Origin of the sequence: Sphingomonas folli (assembly GCF_019429525.1) — a bacterium.
GTDB lineage: Bacteria > Pseudomonadota > Alphaproteobacteria > Sphingomonadales > Sphingomonadaceae > Sphingomonas > Sphingomonas folii.
Genome location: NZ_JAHXZL010000001.1, coordinates 450,581 through 471,803, shown reverse-complemented (window position 1 = coordinate 471,803; position 21,223 = coordinate 450,581). Strand labels below are relative to the sequence as shown.

Annotated in this window: 14 protein-coding genes; 3 read left to right on the top strand and 11 right to left on the bottom strand. The window is 71.0% G+C overall.

Going from position 1 to position 21,223, the window contains the following annotated elements; translation table 11 throughout:
• Nucleotides 1–2: 2 nt before the first annotated feature.
• The 4 genes from KZ813_RS02145 to KZ813_RS02130 form a co-directional block, all read right to left on the bottom strand.
• On the bottom strand, nucleotides 3–707 hold the full coding sequence (locus KZ813_RS02145) for a ribonuclease T2 family protein (RefSeq protein WP_219753314.1): 705 nt from the start codon (nucleotides 705–707) through the stop codon (nucleotides 3–5).
• The gene (locus tag KZ813_RS02140) at nucleotides 704–1,135 is read right to left on the bottom strand and encodes a hypothetical protein (protein WP_219753313.1); all 432 of its coding nucleotides are present in this window, start codon (nucleotides 1,133–1,135) and stop codon (nucleotides 704–706) included. Before KZ813_RS02140 ends, KZ813_RS02145 begins: the two co-directional genes overlap by 4 nt.
• Nucleotides 1,136–1,199: 64 nt before the next feature.
• Nucleotides 1,200–2,045, bottom strand: a complete 846-nt coding sequence (gene nadC / locus KZ813_RS02135; protein WP_219753312.1) for a carboxylating nicotinate-nucleotide diphosphorylase — start codon at nucleotides 2,043–2,045, stop codon at nucleotides 1,200–1,202.
• Nucleotides 2,042–2,545, bottom strand: a complete 504-nt coding sequence (locus tag KZ813_RS02130; protein ID WP_373369234.1) for an SH3 domain-containing protein — start codon at nucleotides 2,543–2,545, stop codon at nucleotides 2,042–2,044. Before KZ813_RS02130 ends, nadC begins: the two co-directional genes overlap by 4 nt.
• An 81-nt stretch (nucleotides 2,546–2,626) precedes the next feature.
• Between KZ813_RS02130 and KZ813_RS02125 the strand changes: the two genes are divergently transcribed.
• Nucleotides 2,627–3,625 carry a 2-hydroxyacid dehydrogenase gene (locus KZ813_RS02125; RefSeq protein WP_219753311.1) on the top strand — a complete coding sequence of 333 codons (999 nt, stop codon included), beginning with the start codon at nucleotides 2,627–2,629 and terminating at the stop codon, nucleotides 3,623–3,625.
• Nucleotides 3,626–4,092: 467 nt separating this feature from the next.
• Here KZ813_RS02125 and KZ813_RS02120 read toward each other — a convergent pair whose 3' ends face one another.
• On the bottom strand, nucleotides 4,093–5,106 hold the full coding sequence (locus KZ813_RS02120; RefSeq protein ID WP_219753310.1) for a glycoside hydrolase family 26 protein: 1,014 nt from the start codon (nucleotides 5,104–5,106) through the stop codon (nucleotides 4,093–4,095).
• Nucleotides 5,107–5,371: 265 nt separating this feature from the next.
• Here KZ813_RS02120 and KZ813_RS02115 point away from each other — a divergent pair, with 265 nt between their 5' ends.
• The gene (locus KZ813_RS02115; RefSeq protein ID WP_219753309.1) at nucleotides 5,372–5,863 is read left to right on the top strand and encodes a nucleoside deaminase; all 492 of its coding nucleotides are present in this window, start codon (nucleotides 5,372–5,374) and stop codon (nucleotides 5,861–5,863) included.
• A 251-nt stretch (nucleotides 5,864–6,114) separates the two neighbouring features.
• Here KZ813_RS02115 and KZ813_RS02110 read toward each other — a convergent pair whose 3' ends face one another.
• Nucleotides 6,115–7,449: an ABC1 kinase family protein gene (locus tag KZ813_RS02110; protein WP_219753308.1), complete on the bottom strand. Its 1,335-nt coding sequence runs from the start codon at nucleotides 7,447–7,449 to the stop codon at nucleotides 6,115–6,117.
• A gap of 152 nt (nucleotides 7,450–7,601) precedes the next feature.
• On the opposite strand from KZ813_RS02110, the gene KZ813_RS02105 reads away from it, so the two are divergent.
• Nucleotides 7,602–9,941 (top strand): GH92 family glycosyl hydrolase, encoded by a 2,340-nt coding sequence (locus tag KZ813_RS02105; RefSeq protein WP_219753307.1) that lies wholly within the window; start codon nucleotides 7,602–7,604, stop codon nucleotides 9,939–9,941.
• Nucleotides 9,942–10,350: 409 nt separating this feature from the next.
• Here the strand turns inward: KZ813_RS02105 and KZ813_RS02100 are convergent, their stop codons facing one another.
• The 5 genes from KZ813_RS02100 to KZ813_RS02080 all read right to left on the bottom strand — a co-directional run bounded on the left by KZ813_RS02100 (nucleotide 10,351) and on the right by KZ813_RS02080 (nucleotide 21,086).
• Nucleotides 10,351–12,681 (bottom strand): GH92 family glycosyl hydrolase, encoded by a 2,331-nt coding sequence (locus KZ813_RS02100; protein WP_219753306.1) that lies wholly within the window; start codon nucleotides 12,679–12,681, stop codon nucleotides 10,351–10,353.
• A gap of 54 nt (nucleotides 12,682–12,735) precedes the next feature.
• Complete coding sequence (locus tag KZ813_RS02095) at nucleotides 12,736–14,145, bottom strand: glycoside hydrolase family 125 protein (RefSeq protein ID WP_258046357.1); 1,410 nt, start codon at nucleotides 14,143–14,145, stop codon at nucleotides 12,736–12,738.
• Between the two features lie 17 nt (nucleotides 14,146–14,162).
• Entirely contained in the window at nucleotides 14,163–16,502 is a 2,340-nt protein-coding gene (locus tag KZ813_RS02090) for a GH92 family glycosyl hydrolase (RefSeq protein WP_219753304.1), read from the bottom strand.
• Between the two features lie 28 nt (nucleotides 16,503–16,530).
• Nucleotides 16,531–19,650: a TonB-dependent receptor gene (locus KZ813_RS02085; protein ID WP_219753303.1), complete on the bottom strand. Its 3,120-nt coding sequence runs from the start codon at nucleotides 19,648–19,650 to the stop codon at nucleotides 16,531–16,533.
• 215 nt (nucleotides 19,651–19,865) lie between these two features.
• Nucleotides 19,866–21,086, bottom strand: a complete 1,221-nt coding sequence (locus tag KZ813_RS02080; protein WP_219753302.1) for an ROK family transcriptional regulator — start codon at nucleotides 21,084–21,086, stop codon at nucleotides 19,866–19,868.
• Between the last annotated feature and the right edge of the window lie 137 nt (nucleotides 21,087–21,223).

The window sequence follows — 21,223 nt, the reverse complement described above, 5'->3', positions numbered from 1 at the left end:
GCTCAGCCGCGCCAGACCCGGAGCGGCGCGCCCGGCCTGAGCCCGCCCTGGTGCGCCGGGCAGCGCGTGTAACGGAAGCCCTTGTCGACGCAGAGCCACAGCTCGTCGAGCCAGCCCTCCCTCGTCGCGGTGACGCGGATCATGTCGGCGCGCATCCCCGGGTTGGCGCGCGCCACCGCCGCGGCCATCGCGCCCGCGGTCAGCGGCGCGCGCGACAGCGCCGCCATGTCGGGGAAGCGCAGCCGGCCGTACATCGCGTTCGACTGGGTGAAATAGCGCTCGGGCGAATAGCCCGCCATGCAGGTGCCGTGCTTGGCCCATTCATGCTGGAGCAGCTGCGCCGAGGGCGTCGCGCAGAGATGCCGGCGCAGCACCGCCGCGGGCAGGATCGGGGTGGCGCGGCAATATTGCGGCCAGTCCTTGCCCTCGCCGTCCGGCCATAGGCCGTGGAGCACGAAGCCGAAGCGGTTGGCCGAACCGCACTGGAAACGCGCGGCGCGGTCGTCGCCGTGCTCGCGGCAATATTGCGGGCTCCACGTCACCGCCAGCGTGTAGCTGCCGATCGGCACGCGCCGGGCCGGCTGGCGCGCGCTCGGCAGGTCCGGGTGCGGCGCGGCGATCGTGTCGGGCAGCGCGCAGGAGAGCGCCTGCGCCCCCGCGCTCCCGGGCAGCGCCACCAGCGCCGCGGCGGCCAACCAGCGCGTCATGCCAACTCCTCCCGATCACCGTCGTCGACGCCGTCCAGCCCGAACCACGCCCGCGCCGCCGGCGCGAACAGCTGCGCCACCGCGGTCACCTCGAGCGCCACGCGCACCAGCCCGAGCAGCGTCGCCGGCGCGAGCGGCGCGCCGAACAGGCCGGGGAGCAGCGACAGCAGGTGGAGCGTCGTCAGCAGCACCACCATCCAGCGCACCCACGCCACCCCGCGGCGCGCCACCGCATACCATTGGAAGAGCGCGATCGCGACGTTGAGCGTGAGCGCCGCGGCGAGCATCCAGCCGAACGCCGCGGTGCGCGGGTCGGCGGCGAGCCGCGCCGACAGCTGGTCCCAGGTCAGCGCCCAGATGAGTAGCCCCAGCGCGAAGGAGGTCAGGTACAGGCGCTCGAAACGGACGATCGGGGGCGGACGCGTCACGGCGATCTCTCATGGTTGCGCGCGCGCTCTGCGCCCGCGCGCGCCGCGAGGCAAGCCGCCAGGCTCACGCCGCGGCGACGTCGAGCCCGATGTCCGCCGCGGGCGCGGACTGGGTGATGCGGCCGACGCTGACATAGGTCACGCCGGTCGCGCCGATCGCGCCGATCGTCTCGAGCGAGACACCGCCCGACGCCTCGGTCGGGACGCGCCCGCCGACCAGCGCCACCGCCTCGCGCAGCACCGGGGGCGGCATGTTGTCGAGCAGCAGGTGGGTCGCCCCGGCGTCGAGCGCGGGCGCGATCTGGTCGAGCCGGTCGACCTCGACGATGATGTCGGCGATCCCCGTCGCGCGCGCGAGCGCGGCGGCGGGACCGACCCCGCCCGCCACCGCGACGTGATTGTCCTTGATCATCGCCGCGTCCCACAGCCCCATGCGGTGGTTGCGCGCGCCCCCGGTCCGCGTGGCATATTTCTCCAGCCGCCGCAGCCCCGGCAGCGTCTTGCGCGTGTCGAGCAGCGTCGCCCCGGTCCCTTCCAGCGCCGCGACATAGGCGCCGGTGAGCGTCGCGACCCCCGACAGATGCTGGATCGTGTTGAGCGCCGAGCGCTCCGCGGTGAGCACCGCGCGCGCCGCGCCGGTCACGCGCAGCAGCTTGGCGCCGGGGGCGACGCGGTCGCCGTCGCGCACCAGCGGCTCGATCGCGGCGACGGGGTCGAGCCGGCGGAAGAAGGCGGCGGCCAGCTCGACCCCGCAGACGATGATCGCGTCGCGGCTGTCCATCACCGCCGCGAACCGCGCCGCGGCCGGGATGACGGCCGCGGACGTGATGTCACCCGCCCCGCCCAGGTCCTCGGCCAGGGTCGAGTCGACGAACGCCTCGGTGTCGAAGCCCTCGAGCACGAACGTCATGGCAGCACCTCGCCGGGCGCGACGCCCCACAGCCGCTCGGTCTGGACGAAGCCGCCCTGCCCGCGCACGTCGAGGCGGCACCAGCCGTTGCCGCACTGGCTCAACCGCCCCACCACGCCCGGCTGCGCGCGCCACAGCACGTGCGGGCCGCCGGGTCGGTCGCGCAGCTCGGCGGGCTCGCCCCCGGTGACGATCGCGGTGCGCGTGTGGCTCACCAGCGTACCCAGCATCCAGCCCTGCGTGCCGCCCGGGTCCTCGACCCGTCGCCATTCCTTGAACACCGCGACCACGCGCACCGGCAGGTCGGCGCGGACATAGACCCAGCTCGACGGGAAGGTGCGCCCCGGCCCCGTGCGCATCCGCGCGCGCGACGGGCTCAGCGAGGCGAAATAGGGCGGCTCGCGCTGCTCGGGCGCCGCGTCGGCCGCCGTGCAGCACGCCACCGCCGCCGCCATGCCCACCGCCGCCACGGCGCGCCGCACTGAGATCCCGCTGTCCACGCTCGAGTCTCTAGGAGGCGCGCGGCGCGTCATCAACCGGCAACCGTTGACGCCCGCGCGGGGCTGCGCCAATCCGGGCGCATGGCCGACCCGCGACGCTGCGCCCACCCCAAGGTGACCGTCACGCGCGAGCTGCCCGAGGTGGTGATGCGACGGCTGGAGCAGCTGTTCGACGCCAGCAACAACCGCGGCGACCGGCCGCTCGCGCGCGACCAGCTCGCTGCCGCCATGGCCGACACCGACGTGCTCGTCCCCGCCGTCACCGACACGATCGACGCCGCGCTGATCGCGGGCGCGGGCGAGCGGCTCCGGCTGATCGCCAATTTCGGCGCGGGCGTGAACCATATCGACCTGCGCGCCGCGCGCGCGCGCGGCATCATCGTCACCAACACGCCCGGCGTGCTCACCGAGGACACCGCCGACCTGACGATGGCGCTGATCGTCTCGGTGCCGCGCCGCCTCGCCGAGGGCGAGAAGCTGGTGCGCTCGGGCCAATGGGCCGGCTGGAGCCCGGGCGGGATGCTCGGCTATCGCGTCGGCGGCAAGGCGCTGGGCATCGTCGGCATGGGGCGGATCGGCCAGGCCGTCGCGCGGCGGGCGCGCGCCTTCGGGCTCTCGATCCACTATCACAACCGCCACCGGCTGCCCGCGGCGGTCGAGGCCGAGCTGGGCGCGACCTGGCACGCCGCGCTCGACGACCTGCTCGGCGCGATCGACGTGCTGACGATCCACACCCCGCTCAACGCCGACAGCCGCGACCTGATCGACCGGCGCCGGCTCGCGCTGCTGCGCCCGCACGTCTTCGTCATCAACGCCAGCCGCGGCGGCATCCTCGACGAGGACGCGCTGGTCGACGCGCTCGAGGCGGGACGGCTCGCCGGGGCGGGGCTCGACGTGTGGCGGCACGAGCCCGAGATCGACCCGCGACTGCTCGCGCTGCCCAACGTGGTCATGACGCCGCACATGGGCTCGGCCACCTACGAGGGGCGGGTCGCCTCGGGCGAGCGGGTCATCGCCAATATCCGCAGCTGGGCCGACGGCCATCGCCCGCCCGACCAGGTGCTCGAGGGCTGGGCCTGAGCCCTCGGCGCGGCGCGAATGTTGCGAATGTTGAGTCGCTCGACGATGTCGCACGCCGGACTCAACATTCGCGCGACGACCTATTTGGTCTGAACCGACGGCTGTAAGCAGTTGTAGGTGCTCGCAACTTTGATCCGGCAGAGCTTCTCGCCGGATCGGCGCTCGCACCAATGGTGAGACATGTCGGAGCCGCCGACGGGGCTGCGAGGATAGGCGCCACCGGCCGTTCCAGCCGGCGGCGATGAGAAAGACGCTGCGCCACGCCGACGTCCGCGCGCCACGCGACCGTGTTCCGGCGAGAGCCGGAACCCAGGGCCGAGCGAACCAGGGTGCGCGTGGCCCTGCCCTCCTGCCCGCGCAGGAGCACAGCGAGACCTCTCGCAGCGATCCCCTCAGGGGAGAGGCTGCGCCATGCGACGTCACCCTGCCCTAGCGCATCCGCCCTCGCGTAGGACAGCGCCGCGCGGTCAGCGCCCGAACGCGGCGCGATACACGCCCGCTATCCTGGGCAGGTGACGGTCGGTGAGCTTCGCGTCGATGCCGCCGTCGGCGCGGTTCCAGTAATTGTGGTGCGACAGGCGGGTGCCCTGCGCGACGATCCAGGCGGTGAGCAGCTGCGCGAAGACGACGGCGCGATCGTCGTCCACGCCCCATTCCGACAGCCCGATCAGCTTGCCGTGGCGCGCGCCGAAGCTCGACAGCCAGGCCAGACCGAAGGGCTGCGACAGGCGATAGCCGAAGATCGAGCGGCCGCCGTCGCGCATGTTCTGGTCGTCGTACTTGCCCTGGTAATAGAGGTCGAGGCTGACGACATCGACCACGTCGTCGCCGGGGTAGCATTGCTCCGGGTTGATCCCGCCCTCGCCGATATTGGGGCACCAGTCGAAATAGAAGCGGTGCGAGACCTGGCGGAAGATGCCCGCGATGCGCCGCCACGCCGCGACATAGAGCCGCGCCGCCCAGCGCCCGCCGGCGTCGCGCGCGGCGAGCGACTGCGACGGCAGGTTGAACTCCCACGGCAGGCGCACGTAGATTCGACCCTCGCCGCGCGGGTAAGCCGCGACGATCGCGGCGGCGACGCGTCGGTAGAGATCGTCGCGCTTGCCCGCGGCGACACTGTCATAGCCGCCCGGGCCACCGACCGGGACCGACCATTGCACCCGCCGGCCCTGCGCCAGCACCGCGCGGCCGACGCCGACGATATAATCGATCGACCGCTCCAGCTGCTCCCAGCTGTCCTGGTTGAAGTAGAGCAGGTCATGGTCCTGCGCGCGGCCGAGCCACTGCGCCCATTGCCGCATCGCGGCGGGGTCGTTGCCCGTGATCGCGCCGAGCTGACGCGTCGGGATGCCGTCCTGGCGCAGGCCGGTCACCTCGCCGGCGTGGCCGCGGCACGCCACCAGCGCGGTCGCCGCCGCGCCCACCCCCAGCCGCAGCGCGTCCCGTCGGCTGGTCTGCCGCGGCTGATCGCTCTCGAACATCATTTCCTCCTCGAACCCCGCCGGTCGCGTAGAAGTTGCTGCGGCTGCGAGAAAGCCGTCGCCAGCGCGGGCGCGCTCCGCTCGCGCCGCGTCGACCACCGTTCACCGGCTTCCGTGCCCCGGCCGCGACGAACCGCGCGGCCGGGTGCACCCGGTGCGATCACCGTCGCGCGCTTGCGCTGCTAAGCCATTGTTATTTGCGGATCAGCCCGAGACGGCCGGGACCGGGCGAGGCGCCGCGGCGTTGAGCGCGGCGGAGGTGAGCATGACCGAGGAAGACGAACGCTGGATGCGCGAGGCCATCGCGGTGGCACGGTCGAAGGGTTCGCACCCGTCGACCTCGCCGCTGGGCTCGGTGATCGTGCTCGACGGCAAGGTGCTCGCCGCCGAGCGCAACCAGACCCACGAGCTGCCCGACGCGACCGCGCACGCCGAGATGATGGCGATCCGCCGCGCCTGCGAGAACAGCGGCGCGCTCGAGCTGCGCGGCGCGACGCTCTACTCGACGCTTCAGCCGTGCGGCATGTGCACCATGGCCTCGATCTGGTCCAAGGTCGGCCGCGTCGTGTACGGCGCGGGGCGCGACGACGTCCACGCGATGTACTGGGAGGCGCAGCACGTCGACACGCTGTCGTTCATCGCCGACGCCTATCGCGACGACATCGTCGTGGAGGGCGGCTGCCTGCGCGAGGAGTGCGCCGCGCTCTATTACCCACCCGACGCCGAGCTGCCCGAGGAGGAACAGGCGAACCTGTGAGGTGGACGGGCGTGGCCGGTCCTGCCTCCGCGGGGTGGCCGGCGCCCCTGCCGTTGCCGTTGCCGTTGCCCCTGCCCCTGCCCTTGCCGTCATCCTGAACTCGTCTCTGGGTCCACCGATCCCCGCGTCGGACCGGCCGTCGGGTTTGCCGCACGGTGGATCCTGAGACGAGCTCAGGATGACGGTACGAAGGGGGTCAAGGCGCGAGAACGACGTGAGGCAGAAGCCCTCCGTTCGCTCCGGCCGCGCACCTACCCCATCGTCGCCAGGTCCGCCGCGCGGTAGCGCTCCACCAATGCGCGCACCTCGACCCGCGCGCCGAGCCGCGCGCACAGCAGCGCCGTCCCGCTCACCTTGCGCTGGACGAACAGCGTGTCGACCGGCGGCAGGTGCCAGGTCGAGCGGTCGCGCGCCACCGCGGTGGCCTCCTCGCGGATCGCGCCGACGAAGCGGCGGTCGCCGAAATCGAACAGGCCGGGGCGGCCGAGCTCGGCCAGGATCACGTCGATCATGCGGTCGACCGCCGCGCCGTGGCGCTCGACCGCCGCGGCGCCGAGGAAACCCGCCGCCAGCGCCGCGTCGCGCACGCGCGCGCGCTCGCCGTCAAGCCCCGCCATCAGCAACCGGCGATAGCCCGCGCGGGTCTCCGCCCCCACCGGCCGCGCGGCGCCGAAGTCGAGCAGCACCAGCCGACCGGTGTCGGCCTGCCAGCGATAGTTGGCGAAGTTCGGGTCGGTCTGCATCACGCTCCAGTCGAACAGCTCGCGTAGCACCAGCCGCACCAGCGCCGCGCCCGCGGTGTCGCGCGTCTCCTGCGGCGCCTCGGCGAGCGTCTCGACCGGCGCGCCCGCGACGAAGTCCATCGCCAGCACGCGCCCGGTGCTCAGCGTCGGCTCGGCCGCGGGCACGACATAGGCGGGATCGTCGCCGAGCAGGTCGCGGTAGCGCCCGAGCATGGCCAGCTCGCGCGCGTAATCGGCCTCCTCGCGCAGCTGGCGCTTGGCCTCCTCGAGCAGCGGGCGCAGGTCGAGCGCGCGCGGCAGCAGCCCGGTGACTCGCAGCAGCGTCGCGACATTGTCGACGTCGGCGTCGATGCTCTCCGCCACGCCCGGATATTGCACCTTGATCGCGAGCACGCGCCCGTCGCGCAGCTCGGCGCGGTGGACCTGGCCGATCGAGGCGGCGGCGATCGGATGCGCCTGGAAGTGGCGGAAGCGCCTGCGCCACCCCTCGCCCCATTGCTGCGCCAGCACGCGGTCGAGCTGCGCCGGCGGCATATGGTGCGCACTCTCGCGCAGCCGCGCCAGGATCGCGGTGAGCTCCGGGGGCAGCACGTCGCCCGCGTCCATCGAGATCATCTGCCCCAGCTTCATCGCCGCGCCGCGCAGCTGCGACAGCTGGTCGGCGACGCGCGCGGCGTTGGCAGGGGTGAGCAGCAGCTCGTTCATCCGCGGTCGCTCGCCGGTGGCGATCCGGCGTGCCCCCTCGGCGATCACCCCGCCGGCGACGCCGCCGGCGAGCTTGCCGAAACCGCCCAGCCGCGCCCATCGGCCGCTCGGCACCGCGCGTCCGCGCTCGTCCACCATCCGCTCACTCCTTCGTGCCCCTGCAACGGCCGGCCGCGGTGTTCGGGTACACGCGCGCATCGCACACCATTGACAAACAAATTGATTTATCCGTCTAATCGGAAGCGTAGCCGGGTGGCAGCGGATCACGCGGCGCGGGCGGGAGAGTGACGATGCGGCGAGCGACGAGATGGGTGGGCGCGGTGGCGCTCGCGGCGCTGACGGCGAGCGGCGGCCACGGCCAGCAGGCCGGCCCCTCCGGCGTCGACCTCGCCGACCCACGAGTCGGCACCGCGCCGCTCGACCGGCCCGAGCTGATCGGCAACGCGCCCCCGCCGGGCGAGCCGACCTACTCGGGGATCACCTCGCCCGGCGCGCGGCTGCCGCACAGCGCGGTCGAGGCGGCGCCGGTCAACGTCAACGTGCCGCTCACGTACCCCAGCGGCGTGGCGACACCTTATTACTACAGCAACCCGACGATGATCGGCTTCACCGCGGGCGGCGGGCCGACCTATGGCGGTCGCGCGCAGCCCTTCGTCATGCCCGTGGTCGGCGACTGGACCGTGCCGCCGGCCTCGACCCAGGCCTATTACGACAAGGCCAGGGAGGTGGCGTCGCCGGGCTATTACGCCGCCGACCTCACCAGCATCGGCGTGAAGGCGGAGCTGACCGCGACGCGTGCCACCGGGCTGATGCGCTTCACCTTCCCCGCCACCGAGCGCGCGCATCTGATCCTCAACCTCAACCGCCGCGGCGGCGCGATCGAGGTGGTGAACGACCGGATCGTGCGCGGCGCCGCCACCGCCCACGACGATCATGACGCCCGCGACGGTCGCTATTTCGTCGCGGTCTTCTCCAAGCCGTTCAAGCGTTTCGGCACGTTCCGCAAGGACCCCGGCGACGGTCAGGGCTATGGCATCGGCGGCGCCGACGTGATGCCCGACGCGCGCGCGATCGAGGGCGGCTTCGCCGGCGCCTACGCCGACTTCACCACGCGCGCGGGCGAGCAGGTGCTCGTCAAGATCGCGCACGGCGCCAGCTACGCCGACGCCGAGGCGCGGCTGCGCGCGGAGAGCCCGGGGTGGGACTTCGACGCGATGCGCGGCGCGGCGCGCGCGGCCTGGTCGGCGCTGCTCGACCGCGTCCAGGTGAGCGGGGGCAGCGAGAAGCAGCGGCGGCTGTTCTACTCCACCCTGTTCCAGTCGTTCGCCAGCCCGCGACTGATCGCGCGCAAGGGCGAGCGCTTCGCCGACAGCAACGGCAAGGTGCAGACGGCGACGCACGACCGCTACGGCCCGGTGCCCTTCTGGGATACCGGGCGCAACCAGATCGTGCTGCTCGAGCTGCTCGAACCCCAGGTCGTGCAGGACATCATGGCGTCCGAGCTCGACATGGCGCGCGAGCGCGGCTTCATGAACACCTCCTTCCACGGCGACAATGCGGTCTTCCTGTATCTCGGCGCGATGCGGCGCGGCATCGCCTTCGACTATGCCGCGGCCTATGAGTATATGCGCAAGAACGCGACCGACCCGGTCGGCCCGCGCGGCTATCTCGCCGAATATATGCGCCGCGGCTGGATCTCGGACGAGGTGCCCGCGGGCAATCCCAGCCCGCCCTACGCTGGTGGCAAGGCGGGCGCCGCGACGACGCTCGAATATGCCTGGGACGACCATGCCATGGCGGAGTTGGCCGAGCGGCTCGGGCGCCGCGACGACGCCGCGATGTTCCGCCGCCGCGCCGCCAACTGGCGCAACGTGTTCGACCGGCGCACCGGCTTCATCCGCGGCCGCACCGACGACGGCCAGTGGATCGCGCCGTTCGACCCGCAGGAGCCTTATTACAACTTCATGATGAAGGAGGCCTCGGGCTGGTCGACGCTGTGGCTGGTGCCGCACGACGTCGGCGGGCTCGCCGGCGCGCTCGGTGGCCGCGACAAGTTCAACGCCAAGCTCGACCGCTTCTTCGCCACGCCCTACACGCCCAAGGGGATCTGCCGCGACTGCACCGGGATGGTGGGCCAGTACGTCCAGGGCAACCAGCCCGACCAGCACGCGCCCTTCCTCTACGCCTGGGGCGGGCAGCCGTGGAAGACGCAGGCGCTGACCCGCCGCATCCTCGACACGCTCTACGGCAGCGACACCTCGGGCTTCGGCTATCCCGGCATGGACGACCAGGGCGCGACCTCGTCCTGGTACGCGCTGGCGGCGCTGGGCTTCTACCCGGTCGACCCGTCGAGCGACGTCTATATGCTGGCGAGCCCGCTGTTCGATCGCGCCGCGGTGACGCTCGGCAACGGCAAGGTGCTGGAGATCGTGGCGAAGAACAACGGCGCGGCGAACCCGTACATCCAGTCAGCGACGCTCGACGGGCGGCCCTGGACCAAGGCGTGGTTCCGCCACGACGACGTCAAGGACGGCGCGCGGCTCGAGCTGGTGATGGGGCCGTCTCCGAACAAGGCATGGGGCAGCGCGCCGGGCGACGCGCCGCCGTCGCTGACGCCGATGCCGCGGTAAGTCCGGGGGGCGCGGCGGTGGTCTTCTCGGGGCGGGTGGCGGCAGTGGCAGGCACGACGCCGCTCCTCACCCGCGACCACCCGGCGGACGCCGGGGTCCAGTCGGGAGACGCCCGTGGCTCTCACGAAGGCCTTCCCACCTGGGCCCCGGCGTCCGCCGGGGCGGTGCGTTTGGGGGCACACTCCCGTGTTCCTGCGCATGCAGGAACCCAGGACCACGAAAGGTAGCGCCCGCCGCTCTGGGCTCCTGCGTGCGCAGGAGCACGGCACGGCCACGATCGGCCGCCGCCAACCTGTTCCCCGGCGCAGGCCGGGGCCCAGTCGGGCGGACCTCAGTGGATCTCACCGACGACATTTCAGCTGGGCCCCGGCCTTCGCCGGGGCACGCCGTCAGCGAGAGGGCCTAATCCTCACCCCCGCGCCATGCGCCCGAACGACGGCGGCCGGTCCGCCGGCGCGGTGCCGAAGCGCGACGGCGCCGCGCCCATATTGAACTCGAGCGTGCCGCCCTTCACCAGGTCGCGGTGCGCGATCCAGTTGCGCGTCCACGGCTTCCCGTTCCAGCGCACCGACTGGACGTAGGGCCGGTCGGGCGCGTTGCCCACCGCCCGCACGCGCAGCCGGCGCCCGCCGCCGAGATCCATCTCGGCCGCGTCGAACAGCGGCGAGCCGAACACGTACACCGCGCTCACCGGATCGACGGGATAGAAGCCGAGCGCGCTCAGCACGAACCAGGCGCTGGTCTGGCCGCAGTCGTCGTTGCCGATCACGCCGTCGGGGTCGGCCTTGTACATCTCGGCGCACAGCCGCCGCACCATCGCCTGCGTCTTCCACGGCGCGCCCGCGAAGGCGTAGAGATAGGCGACGTGCTGGTCGGGCTCGTTGCCATGCGCATACTGGCCGACCAGCCCCGAGATGTCGGGCGGCGCGTTCTTGGGCAGCATCGAGGGCGCGCTGAACAGCGCGTCGAGCTTGGCGATGAACCGCGCGTCGCCGCCGAAATGCTCGATCATGCCGTAGCTGTCGTGCTGGTTGAGGAAGGTCGCCTGCCAGCCGTTGGCCTCGGTATAGTCGCGCTGCTTGGCGGGATCGTGGCCGAGCTGGATCGGATCATAGTCCTTCCACCAGCTGCCGTCGGCGAAGCGCGGGCGCGCGAAGCCGATCGAGGGGTCGATCACGTTGCGCCAGTTGCGCGCGCGCTGCCGCAGCGCGGCGGCGTCGGCGGTCGCGCCCGCGGCCTCGGCGATCACCGCCGCGGCCCAGTCGTCATAGGCATATTCCTGCGTGCGGCTGACCGATTCCCACGTCTTGTCCGCCGGCACGAAGCCCAGGTCCATGTACCAGCCGCGCCCGAGCGAGCTGTCGGAATCCTTGAAGTCGCGGTCGAAGGCGCGGCGGCGCAAATTGGGCCAGGCGGCGGCGTAATCCGCCTTGATCCCCTTGGCGCAGGCCTCGGCCATCACCGACACCGCGTGCCAGCCGATCATCGTGCCCGTCTCGACCCCCTGCAACGGCCAGACCGGGGGACCGTACGGGCTCTCGACCGTCTGGCGCACCAGGTCGCGCACGAGCAGCCCCGCCTGATCGGGCTTCACCAGCGTGAGGAGCGGGTGGAGCGCGCGATAGGTGTCCCACAGCGAATAGGCGCTGTACGCCGCCTCGCCCGCGGGGACGCGATGGACCTGCCGGTCGAGCCCGACGTAGCGGCCGTCGCGGTCGGTGAAGAGCGTCGGGCCGACGAGACAGTGGTAGAGCCCGCTCGCCATGATCGTCCGCTCGGCCGGGGTGGCGCCGGCCACCTTGATCGAGTCGAGCTCGCGCGCCCAACGCCGCCGCGCCGCGGTGGCGGTGGCGTCGAAGTCCCAGCCGGGCGCCTCCTCGGCGAGCGCCTGCTTGGCGCCGGCGACGTCGACCGCGGAGATGCCGGTCTTGATCAGGATCGGCGCGCCGCCGGCCTGGTCGTAGAACAGCGCCACCTTGAGCCTGGCGCCGGTGGCCGCGCGCGCGCCGGCGGGCAGCGGCCGGTCGTCGTCGCCGTAGAATTGGACGCGATCGGGCTGGCGCGAGAGCCGCATCGCAAAATGGATCCGCCGCCCCTTGGCCCAGCGATGGACGCGGCGGCTGCCGGTGAGCAGCCCGTCGGCGTCGAGCCGGAGCGAGGCCTCGTCGACCAGCACGCCCTTGTCCCACACGTCGAGCACCATGTGCGCGAAGTCGACCAGGATGTGCGCCGGGCCGTCGGGGAAGCTGTGGCGATGCCAGCCGGTCCGGTCGGTCACGGTCAGCTCGGACAGCACGCCGCTCTCCAGCCGGACGCGATAATAGCCGGGCTCGGCATGCTCCTCCGAAAAGCGCTGGCGATAGCCCTGGTCGGGGTCACTCAGCGGCCCGGGCTGGAGCTGGACGGGGCCGCGCGTCGGCACCACCAGCACGTCGAGCATGTCGCCGATCCCGGTGCCCGACAGGTGCGTGTGGCTGAAGCCCATGATCGACGTGTCGGTGCGATGGTAGCCCGAGCAGGAATCCCAGCGCGTGTTGTCGGTGTCGGGGCCGAGCTGGACCATGCCGTGCGGCATCGTCGGGCCCGGGAAGGTGTGGCCGTGGCCGCCGGTGCCGATGAACAGGTCGGGGGCGGCGGCCGCGGGCGCCGCGCCGCCCTGCGCGCGTGCGACGGCGGGGAGCGCGCCGGCCAGGCCGAGCGCGGCGGCGGAGGCGAGCGCCTCGCGGCGGGTGGTGGTCATGTCGGGTCCTTCAGGGTCGGTCAGGGCGGGCGGGGTCGGTCAGGACGGGGACCGTCAGAGCGGCGCGGCGAGCAGCGCGGGGCGACGCCGCTCGAGGTCGAGGATGAGGTCGCCGAACAGCCCGTTGGCCCAGGCGAACCAGGGGCGCGTGAACTTGACGGGATCGTCCTTGTGAAAGCTCTCGTGCATGAAGCCGGTGCCGCCGTGCGTCGCCTTGAGCCAGCGCAGGCACTGGAGGATCTGCGCGTCGTCGTCGCTGTCGAGCGCGCGGCTGACGATCGACATCGGCCAGATCATGTCCATCCCCACGTGCGGCCCGCCGATCCCCTCGGCCGCGCTGCCCTTGAAGAAATAGGGGTTGCGCTCGCTCCACGCCAGCGCCTGGGTGCGGCGGTAGAGCGGGTCGTCGCGCCGCGCCGCGCCGAGCAGCGGCAGCGCGGAGAGGCTCGGCACGTTGGCGTCGTCCATGAAGATCGCGTTGCCGTAGCCGTCGACCTCATAGGCCCAGACCTCGCCGCCCTGCCCGTCGGGCATCCTGCCGTGCGCCGCCAGCGCCGCCTCGACCTCGCCCGCCAACGCCTCGGCGTCGGCGGCGCTGGTGGCGTCGCCCGCGGCCTCGCGCTGGACGGTGGCGAGCATGCGCAGCGCGCTCACCGCGAACAGGTTGGACGGGATCAGGAAGGGGTAGAGGCAGGCGTCGTCCGACGGGCGGAACATCGAGTGGATCAGCCCCACCTTGCGCGTCGGCGCGCCGCGCCCCTCGAACATCAGCGTCTCGGTCGGCGAGAGGTTGAGCCGCTGGAAGCGATACGGCCCGTCGTCGCCCTTGCGCTGCTGCTGGCGCAGCGTCGCCACCGCCAGCGCCATGGCGCGCTGCCAGGTGGCGTCGAACGGCGCTTTGTCGCGCGTGGCGGTCCAATAGCCGTGCGCCAGCCGCATCGGGTAGCAGAGCGAGTCGATCTCCCACTTCCGCTCGGCGACGCCCGGCTTCATCTCGGTCCTGTCGTCGCGCGCGCCCAGGTTGGAGCGCGCGGTCGGGTCCTCCATGAAGGCGTTGGCATAAGGGTCGATCAGGATGCAGCGCGCCTGGCGCTGGATCAGCCCGTGGAAGAGCCGGCGGAGCGGTGCGTCCTTGGGCGTGAGGTGCACATAGGTCTGGAGCTGCGCCGAGCTGTCGCGCAGCCACAGCGCCTCGATGTCGCCGGTGATGACGAAGGCGTCGGGCTTGCCGTCGACGGTGCCGACCTTGGTGACGGTGGTGTCGAGCGTGCTCGGGTAGCAATTCTCGAACAGCCAGGCGAGCTCGGGGTCGGCGATGCGGCGCTTGACCCGCGCGATCTCGGCCTCGACCGCGGCGCTGGTGAACCTGCGCTGCGCCCTGGGCGGGCGCTTGCTCGCGAACGCCTGCGCCGCCGCGGCGCGCGGCAGCGCGGCCGAGACCGCCGCCGCCCCCGCGCCCGCCATCAGCGCGCGCCGCGCGATCACTTCAGCGCCCCGGGCGCGCTCATCGAGAAGGGTCGATCCGTCTTGGCGGTGCCCCATTGCTTGTTCGGGGTCGGCCCCATCACGAAGCGGAGCGTACCGCCCGCCTGGAGCGCCTCACGCGACAGCCACGGCCGCGCGTACGGCGCGCCGTTGAGCGTCGCCGACTGGATGTAGACATTGTCGCGGCTGTTGTTCTCGGCCTCGATCGTCAGCACCTTGCCGCCCGGCATGGTGACGCTGGTGCGGCGGAACAGCGGGCTGCCGATGGCATATTGCCCCACCGTCGGCGTGACGGGATAGAAGCCGAGCGCGGAGAAGACGTACCAGGCCGAGGTCTGGCCGTTGTCCTCGTCGCCGGGATAGCCGTCGGGCGCGGCGGAGTAGAGTTTCCGCATCACCTCGCGCGCGTGATACTGCGCCTTCCACGGCGCGCCGGCCCAGTCGTACAAATAGATCATGTGCTGGATCGGCTGGTTGCCGTGCGCGTACTGCCCCATGTCGACGATCTGCATCTCGCGGATCTCGTGGATCACCTGGCCGTAATAGCTGTCGTCGAAGATCGGCGGGGTGGAGAACACCGAGTCGAGCCGCGCGACGAACTTGTCGTCGCCGCCCATCAGGCCGATCAGGCCCTGCACGTCCTGCATCACCGACCAGCTGTAGTGGACCGAGTTGCCCTCGGTGAAGGCGTCGCCCCATTTGTACGGGCTGAACGCCGCCGACCAGCTGCCGTCCCTGTTGCGCCCGCGCATCCAGCCGCTCTGCGGGTCGAACAGCTTGCGATAGTTCTGCGCGTGCTCGGCGTATTTCTTCGCGTCGTCGGTCTTGCCGAGCGCGGCGGCCATGCGCGACAGCGAGAAGTCGGCGGTGGCATATTCGAGCGTGCGCGCGGCATTCTCGTTGATGCCGACGTCATAGGGGACGTAGCCCAGCTGGTTGTACAGCTCGACGCCCTCGCGCCCGACCGCGCTGAGCACCTTGCCGCTCTTGTCGCGCGGGCGCCCCTCGGAGGTGGTCGCGTTCTTGACCATCGCCTCGTACAGCGTGTTCGCGTCGAAGCCGCGCACGCCGTTGAGATAGGCGTCGGCGATCAGGTTGGCCGAGTTCGAGCCGATCATCACGCTGCGGTGCCCCGGGCTGGCCCATTCCGGCAGCCAGCCCGATTCCTTGTAGGTATTGACCAGCCCCTGCATGATCTCGCCGTCGCGCTCGGGGTACATCAGCGCGAAGAAGGGGAAGACCGCGCGCCACGTGTCCCAGAAGCCGTTGTCGGTGTAGAGCGGGCCGTCGTGGACCTTGCCGTCATACGGGCTGTAGTGGATCAGCTTGCCGTTCGCGCCGCGCTCGTGGAACTCGCGCGGGAACTGCAGCATCCGCCACAGCGCCGAGTAGAAGGTGCGGCGGTTGTCGAGGTCGGGGTCGTCGACCTTGATGCGGTCGAGCTCGGCCGACCAGGCGGCGCGCGCCTTGGCGCTGGTCTGGTCGAACGTGTCGCGGCCGATCTCTTGGTCCAGGTTGCGCTGCGCCTGCTCGGCGCTGATGAACGAGGAGGCGACGCGCGCGCCGACCTGCTCGCCCTTCCTCGTCGCGAAGCTGATCACCGCGCCGACGTGATCGCCCTCGGCGCGGCGGCCCGCGGTCAGCGTGCCGCTGCCGTCGAAGGTCTGGCTGACGGTGAAGGGCTTGTCGAACTCGACGACGAACCAGTTGCGGAAGTTCGCCGGCACGCCGCCGTGGTTGTTGCTGACATAGCCGGTGATGCGGCGCCGCGCCGGGTCGACCGAGACCATCGAGCCCCCGGCATAGCCGTCGAGCAGGACATGCGCGTCCTTGGTCTCGGGGAAGGTGAAGCGGAACTGCGCGGCGCGCCCGGTCGGCACGATCTCGGTGGTGACGTCATAGTCGGCGAGATAGACCTTATAGCCCCAGGCGCGGCTCTCCTCCGCCTTGTGGCTGAACCAGGAGGCGCGCTCCTCCTCCTTCGCCTTCACCGCGCCGGTCATCGGCAGCAAGGCGAAGGCGGCGTAATCGTTCATCCACGGGCTCGGCTGGTGCGTCTGCTTGAACCCGTTGATCTTGTGCGCGCTGTACGTGTAGCCCCAGCCGTTCCCCATCTTGCCGGTGACGGGCGTCCAGGCGTTCATGCCGAACGGCACCGCGATCGCGGGATAGGTGTTGCCGTAGGACAGCTCGTAGCTGCTGTCCGTCCCCATCAGCGGGTTGACGAGGTCGACCGGCGACGGTGGCGCGTCCTGCGCCACCGTCGCCGCGGGGGAGAGCATCGTGGCGGAGGCGCACAGCGCCGCGATGATGCCCCGGCGCCGCGCGCTTGCCATGTTCACTCTCCCTGAGACGTATCGATGATCAGAACTTGAAGGCGGCGCCGAGATAGAAGCGGCGGCCCGAGTACACGTTCGAGATGAAGCGGTCCTTGGTGTCATTGCCGAGATGCTGGCGCTGCTCGGACTTGGTGAGGTTGATCACCGAGGCGGTGATCTGGACGTTCTTCATCACGTCGATCGCGCCGTTGAGATCGAACTGCTCGTACGGATCGTCGTAGACGTTGAGACCCGAGGACAGCCCGCGCACCACCTCGCCGCGGCGGTTGTACGAGACGCGCGCCAGCACCGGCCCGTGCTCGTAGAAGAGCGAGGCGTTCACCTGCGTCTTCGCGCTGCCGACCAGCGGCGAGGTGCCCAGCTTCGTCCCGTTCAGCGCCACGTCGGCCTGCGACGTGTCGTTGTAGGTGAAGTTGACCTGCGCGCCGAGACCGAAGTCGAGCGTGTGCTGCGCGTAGACCTCGACGCCCTGCGACACCGCCTTGGAGCCGTTCGCCTGGGTCGAATATTGCTGCACCGTCACCGTCTCGCCCGCGACCTCCTGCGGGAAGTCGACCACGACCGGCACGATGAAGTCCTTCACGTCCTTGCGGAACAGCGTGAAGCCGACGACCGAGCCGGGGTGGAAATACCATTCCGCGCCGGCGTCATACTGCCAGGCGTTGAACGGCTTGAGGTTGAAGTTGCCGCCGTTGCCGAACCAACCCGGCAGCGCGCCGAACTCGGCGCGATCGAAGACGAACGCGTCCGAGTTGAAGGTGAGCCCACGCGCGCCCGCGAGATCGCCGTAACCCGGCCGGCTGATCACCTTCGACGCCGCGGCGCGGATCAGCAGGTTCGGCATCGCCTCCCACGAGATGTTGAAGCTCGGCAGGAAGTCGGTGTAGCTCTTGCTCTCCTGGTTCGGGCTGTACACCCGGAGTTCGCGCTGCGCCTGCGGGATGACCGAGCAGTTGCCGTCGGCGCCGACCGGCTTGTTGGGGTCGAACGCGCCGCCCGGGCCGTTCACGCAATAGTCGTTCTCATAATAGAGGACGTCGGTCGAGGTGCCGTCCTGCTTGGTGTTGACGACGCGCAGGCCGAGGTTCCCGCGGACGTTGTCCATCTTGAAGTTGGCCTGGGCGTAGCCCGCCCAGATCTTCTCCTGGATGTTGTACACGTTCTGCGGCTCGGGCACGCGCACCGGCCCGTTGTAGGTGCGATTGAGGTAGTCGACGTAGTTGTTGATGTTGATCGCCGGGAAGGCGCTCGCCTCGAAGCCGCCCGCGATGTTGCCGAGCGAATTGGGGTAGAAGATCTCCGGCAACGCCAGCGCGCCGCCGGCGGTGTCCTGGAAGCGCAGCGTGTTGGCCGCGTCCGAATACCATTCGAACCGACCCGTCTCGCGGTGGATGCGGCCGTCGCGCCACTTGGCGCCGACCTGGATCGAGGCGAGGAACGGCGAGTCGAAGCTGCGCGTCACGTCGACCTGGGCGTAACGCTGCGAGATCGAGCTGTTGTTGAAGCCCGATCCGGTCGAGCCCAGGTCGATCTGCGCCACGCCGTTGAGCATGTTCTGGATCACGTCGGGCGAGAAGTTCATCGCGATCGACTGATCGGTGAAGTTCCACGCGCTCAGCATGTTGCCGTTGACCGAGCCGTTGCGCGGCTTGGCCTGGGCGAAGAATTGGAACGAGGGGCCGCCGGTCGCCCGCGTCTTGCCGAACACGACGTCGACGCTGAGGTGGTCGACGTTCCATTTGGCGTGGACGTCATAGGTGTTGGAGACGCTCTTCTCGCGCGCGAGCGTGTCCTGCGGCGCCGGCGTCTCCATCGTGCACGGGTTGGCCCGGGCGCGGCACAGCGTCCCCTCCGGCGGCACCTGGAAGGTCGCGCCGGTCAGCACCGTGCCACTCTTGTCGAAGGTCGCGTCGGTGAAGAAGTTGCCGTAGCCCCACTCGGGGATCTTGATCGTGCTGCTGGTGTAGTTGCCGTCGAGCTGGAAGCGGAAATAGTTCGCCGTGATCTCGAGATTGTCGAACGGCTTGGCCTGCATCGTCGCCTGGATGCCGAGCCGCTTGCGCTTCTGGTTGAGGATCGTCTCGCTGACCGACTGGGGGGCCCAATAGCCGCTGTAATGCCGGCCGTCGCGCGTCGTGGTGCCGCCGTTGTCGCCGTCGTTCCAATAGTTGATCGCGGAGTCGTTGGCGAAGGTGTTGCCGTTGACGTCGGTCGCGGGGTTGGTGCCCTTGTCGTCGGTCCACCACTGCCAGCTGTCGCCCGAGGCGCTCAGCGAGCGGTTGGTGCGCACCTGGTACGTCGCGCCGACGAGGAAGCCGAGCGTCTTCTCCTCATTGTGCCACGACAGCAGGCCCGACACGTTGGGCTCGACCTTGTCGCTGACGTCGGCATAGGTGCCCTCGGCCGAGATCGTGCCCGACCAGGGCTCGAGGTCGAACGGGACGCGCGTGTGGTTGATGATCACGCCGCCGACGCCACCCTCGTCGAGCCGCGCCTCGGGCGACTTGAACACCTCGACGCTGCCGATCAGCGTCGACGGCAGCAGCAGATAGTTGAACGAGCGCGAGGGCTCGCCGCTGTCCGCCGAGGCGATGAAATTGCCGTTGAGCTCGGTCAGCGTCAGGTCGGAGCTCAGACCGCGGATGCTGACCCGGCTGCCCTCGCCACCGTCGCGGTCGATGATCACGCCGGGGACGCGCTGAAGCGAGTCGGCGACGTTCTTGTCGGGGAACTTGCCGACGTCCTCGGCGGTGATCACGTCGACGAAGGCGTTCGCCTCGCGCTTGCGGTTGAGGCTCTGCTCGATCGAGCGGCGATAGCCGGTGACGACGATGTCGTCCCCACTCGCGCCCGAGTCAGCGGCCGAATCGGCCGCGTCGGCCTGGAGCTGGCCGGGGCTGTCGAGCGTGCTGTTGGCGGCGGGCGCGGAGACCTCGCCGGTGTTGCTCGACGGCGCTGGCACGACCGTCTGGTCGGGCGCCCTGTCGGCCTGCTCGGCCTGCGCGCCCGCCGCGGTGGAAGGGCTCGTCTGCTGCGCCTGCGCGCTGCCGACGATCCCTGCGGCCAGACTCACCCCCGCCAGCAGCAGCGGCATCCGGCGGCGCGACGACCCGCGCGACGGGGCGTGACCAATGTAACCTCGCATGTGTCCATCCCTCCTCATCGCGGCGGGATACGTTGCCCCGCCACTACCCTCGACCGACCGCCACCCGCGCGCCCTCGCGCGTCGCACCCCTCATGCCGAGCGGCGGTCCCGACTTTATCTGACAATAGCAAAAGCAAATTGTCAAATGGAAGGATTGTGAACGTTCGCGCAAACCTTTGCGAAGGCGAGGCTTCGTGTCGCGTCGTGGGACGCCCTCAGTCCGCCGCCTTCCACAGCGCGCCCGGCTTGGGCAGCAGGAAGTGGCTGAACGGCAGGATCGCGGCCCCGACCGCGGGCGCGTCCTCGGACAGCGCGGCCCGCTCGACTCGCGCCACCGCCGGCGCGTTGGTGACCTCGCCCAGCAGCGTGTTGACCCGATCGGCGAGCGACTCGACCAGCGCGGCGGGGAGCCGCCCACCGATCAGCACCGCGGCGGGATCGATCAGGCAGCTGATCGCGTCGAGCGGGGTGCATAGCCGGCTCGCCGCGCGGTCGAGCCAGGCGTCGACGCTGGCGCGCGCCGCCGCGCTCGCGTCGGCGGCGAGCGCCGCGGCGATGGCGAGCCCGTCGCGCGCGAGATGCTCCTGCAGCCCCGAGCGCGACACGAGTTTCTGCACCTGCTCGCGCGCGCCGTCCTCGCCGGGCGCGAGCATGAAGCCGAGCTCGCCGCTGCGCCCGTGCGCGCCGCGCGCGTAGACGCCGTCGCTCACCACGCCGCCGCCCAGCCCCGAGGAGATCAGGATGTAGAAGAAATTGCTCAGCCGCTGCCCGCGCCCGAGCTGCATCTCGCCGGTCGCCGCCGCCGCGGCGTCATTCTCGACGAAGACGGGCAGCGCGAGCGGCTCGGCGAACAGCGCCGCCATGTCGACTCGCTCCCACGCGTCATAGGCGGCGGGCCGCCCGGGCAGGTCGACCGAGCCGAGGTCGTCGGGCACCGCCACGCCGAGCCCGACCAGCTTGTCCGCCTCGACCCCGGCGCCGCGCAGCATCGGCTTGATCGAGCGGCGATAGAAGGCGCGGACATCGTCGGGCAGCGCGAAGTCGACCTCTTCCGAGCGGCGCGCCAGCGTCTCGCCGGCGAAGTCGACCAGCACCAGGGTGATATGGTCGCGGTCGACGTTGACCCCGATCGAGTAGCAGGCATCGCGCTTGATCTCGAGCTTGGTCGGCGGCTGGCCCCGCCCGCCGCGGCGCTGCCCCGCCTCCTGGATCACCCCGTCCTGGAGCAGCCGCCGCGTGATGTTGGCGATCGCGGGGCCGGTCAGCCCGGTGATCTGCGCCAGTTCGACCCGCGTCAGCGAGCCGCCGACTCGGATCGCGTGGAGCGTCACGCGCTGGTTGTGATCGGCGGCACGCTCGAGGTTGGTGCCCGAGAGCCGCGGCGGTGCGCCGCTCACGCCGCCCGCCCCGTCGCCGATCGTCGCATCCCTGTTCATCCCCTGTCTCTGGTATCGCTCCCGTTCACAGCGCCTTTCGCGCCGCATCGCAAGCACGAACGACCGCCACGACGAATTTGAATTATGCAATTTGGTGTTCTAAACACCTCGGTTCAGGATCAACGCGCGGCCATCAC

What these genes read in the sequence shown, in the direction of transcription:
- KZ813_RS02080 (WP_219753302.1), bottom strand. Translation starts at nt 21,086, where the DNA reads ATGAACAGGGATGCGACGATCGGCGACGGGGCGGGCGGCGTGAGCGGC.
- KZ813_RS02090 (WP_219753304.1), bottom strand. Translation starts at nt 16,502, where the DNA reads ATGGCAAGCGCGCGGCGCCGGGGCATCATCGCGGCGCTGTGCGCCTCC.
- KZ813_RS02100 (WP_219753306.1), bottom strand. Translation starts at nt 12,681, where the DNA reads ATGACCACCACCCGCCGCGAGGCGCTCGCCTCCGCCGCCGCGCTCGGC.
- KZ813_RS02095 (WP_258046357.1), bottom strand. Translation starts at nt 14,145, where the DNA reads ATGGCGGGCGCGGGGGCGGCGGCGGTCTCGGCCGCGCTGCCGCGCGCC.
- KZ813_RS02125 (WP_219753311.1), top strand. Translation starts at nt 2,627, where the DNA reads ATGGCCGACCCGCGACGCTGCGCCCACCCCAAGGTGACCGTCACGCGC.
- KZ813_RS02145 (WP_219753314.1), bottom strand. Translation starts at nt 707, where the DNA reads ATGACGCGCTGGTTGGCCGCCGCGGCGCTGGTGGCGCTGCCCGGGAGC.
- KZ813_RS02120 (WP_219753310.1), bottom strand. Translation starts at nt 5,106, where the DNA reads ATGTTCGAGAGCGATCAGCCGCGGCAGACCAGCCGACGGGACGCGCTG.
- KZ813_RS02110 (WP_219753308.1), bottom strand. Translation starts at nt 7,449, where the DNA reads ATGGTGGACGAGCGCGGACGCGCGGTGCCGAGCGGCCGATGGGCGCGG.
- KZ813_RS02105 (WP_219753307.1), top strand. Translation starts at nt 7,602, where the DNA reads ATGCGGCGAGCGACGAGATGGGTGGGCGCGGTGGCGCTCGCGGCGCTG.
- nadC (WP_219753312.1), bottom strand. Translation starts at nt 2,045, where the DNA reads ATGACGTTCGTGCTCGAGGGCTTCGACACCGAGGCGTTCGTCGACTCG.
- KZ813_RS02115 (WP_219753309.1), top strand. Translation starts at nt 5,372, where the DNA reads ATGACCGAGGAAGACGAACGCTGGATGCGCGAGGCCATCGCGGTGGCA.
- KZ813_RS02085 (WP_219753303.1), bottom strand. Translation starts at nt 19,650, where the DNA reads ATGCGAGGTTACATTGGTCACGCCCCGTCGCGCGGGTCGTCGCGCCGC.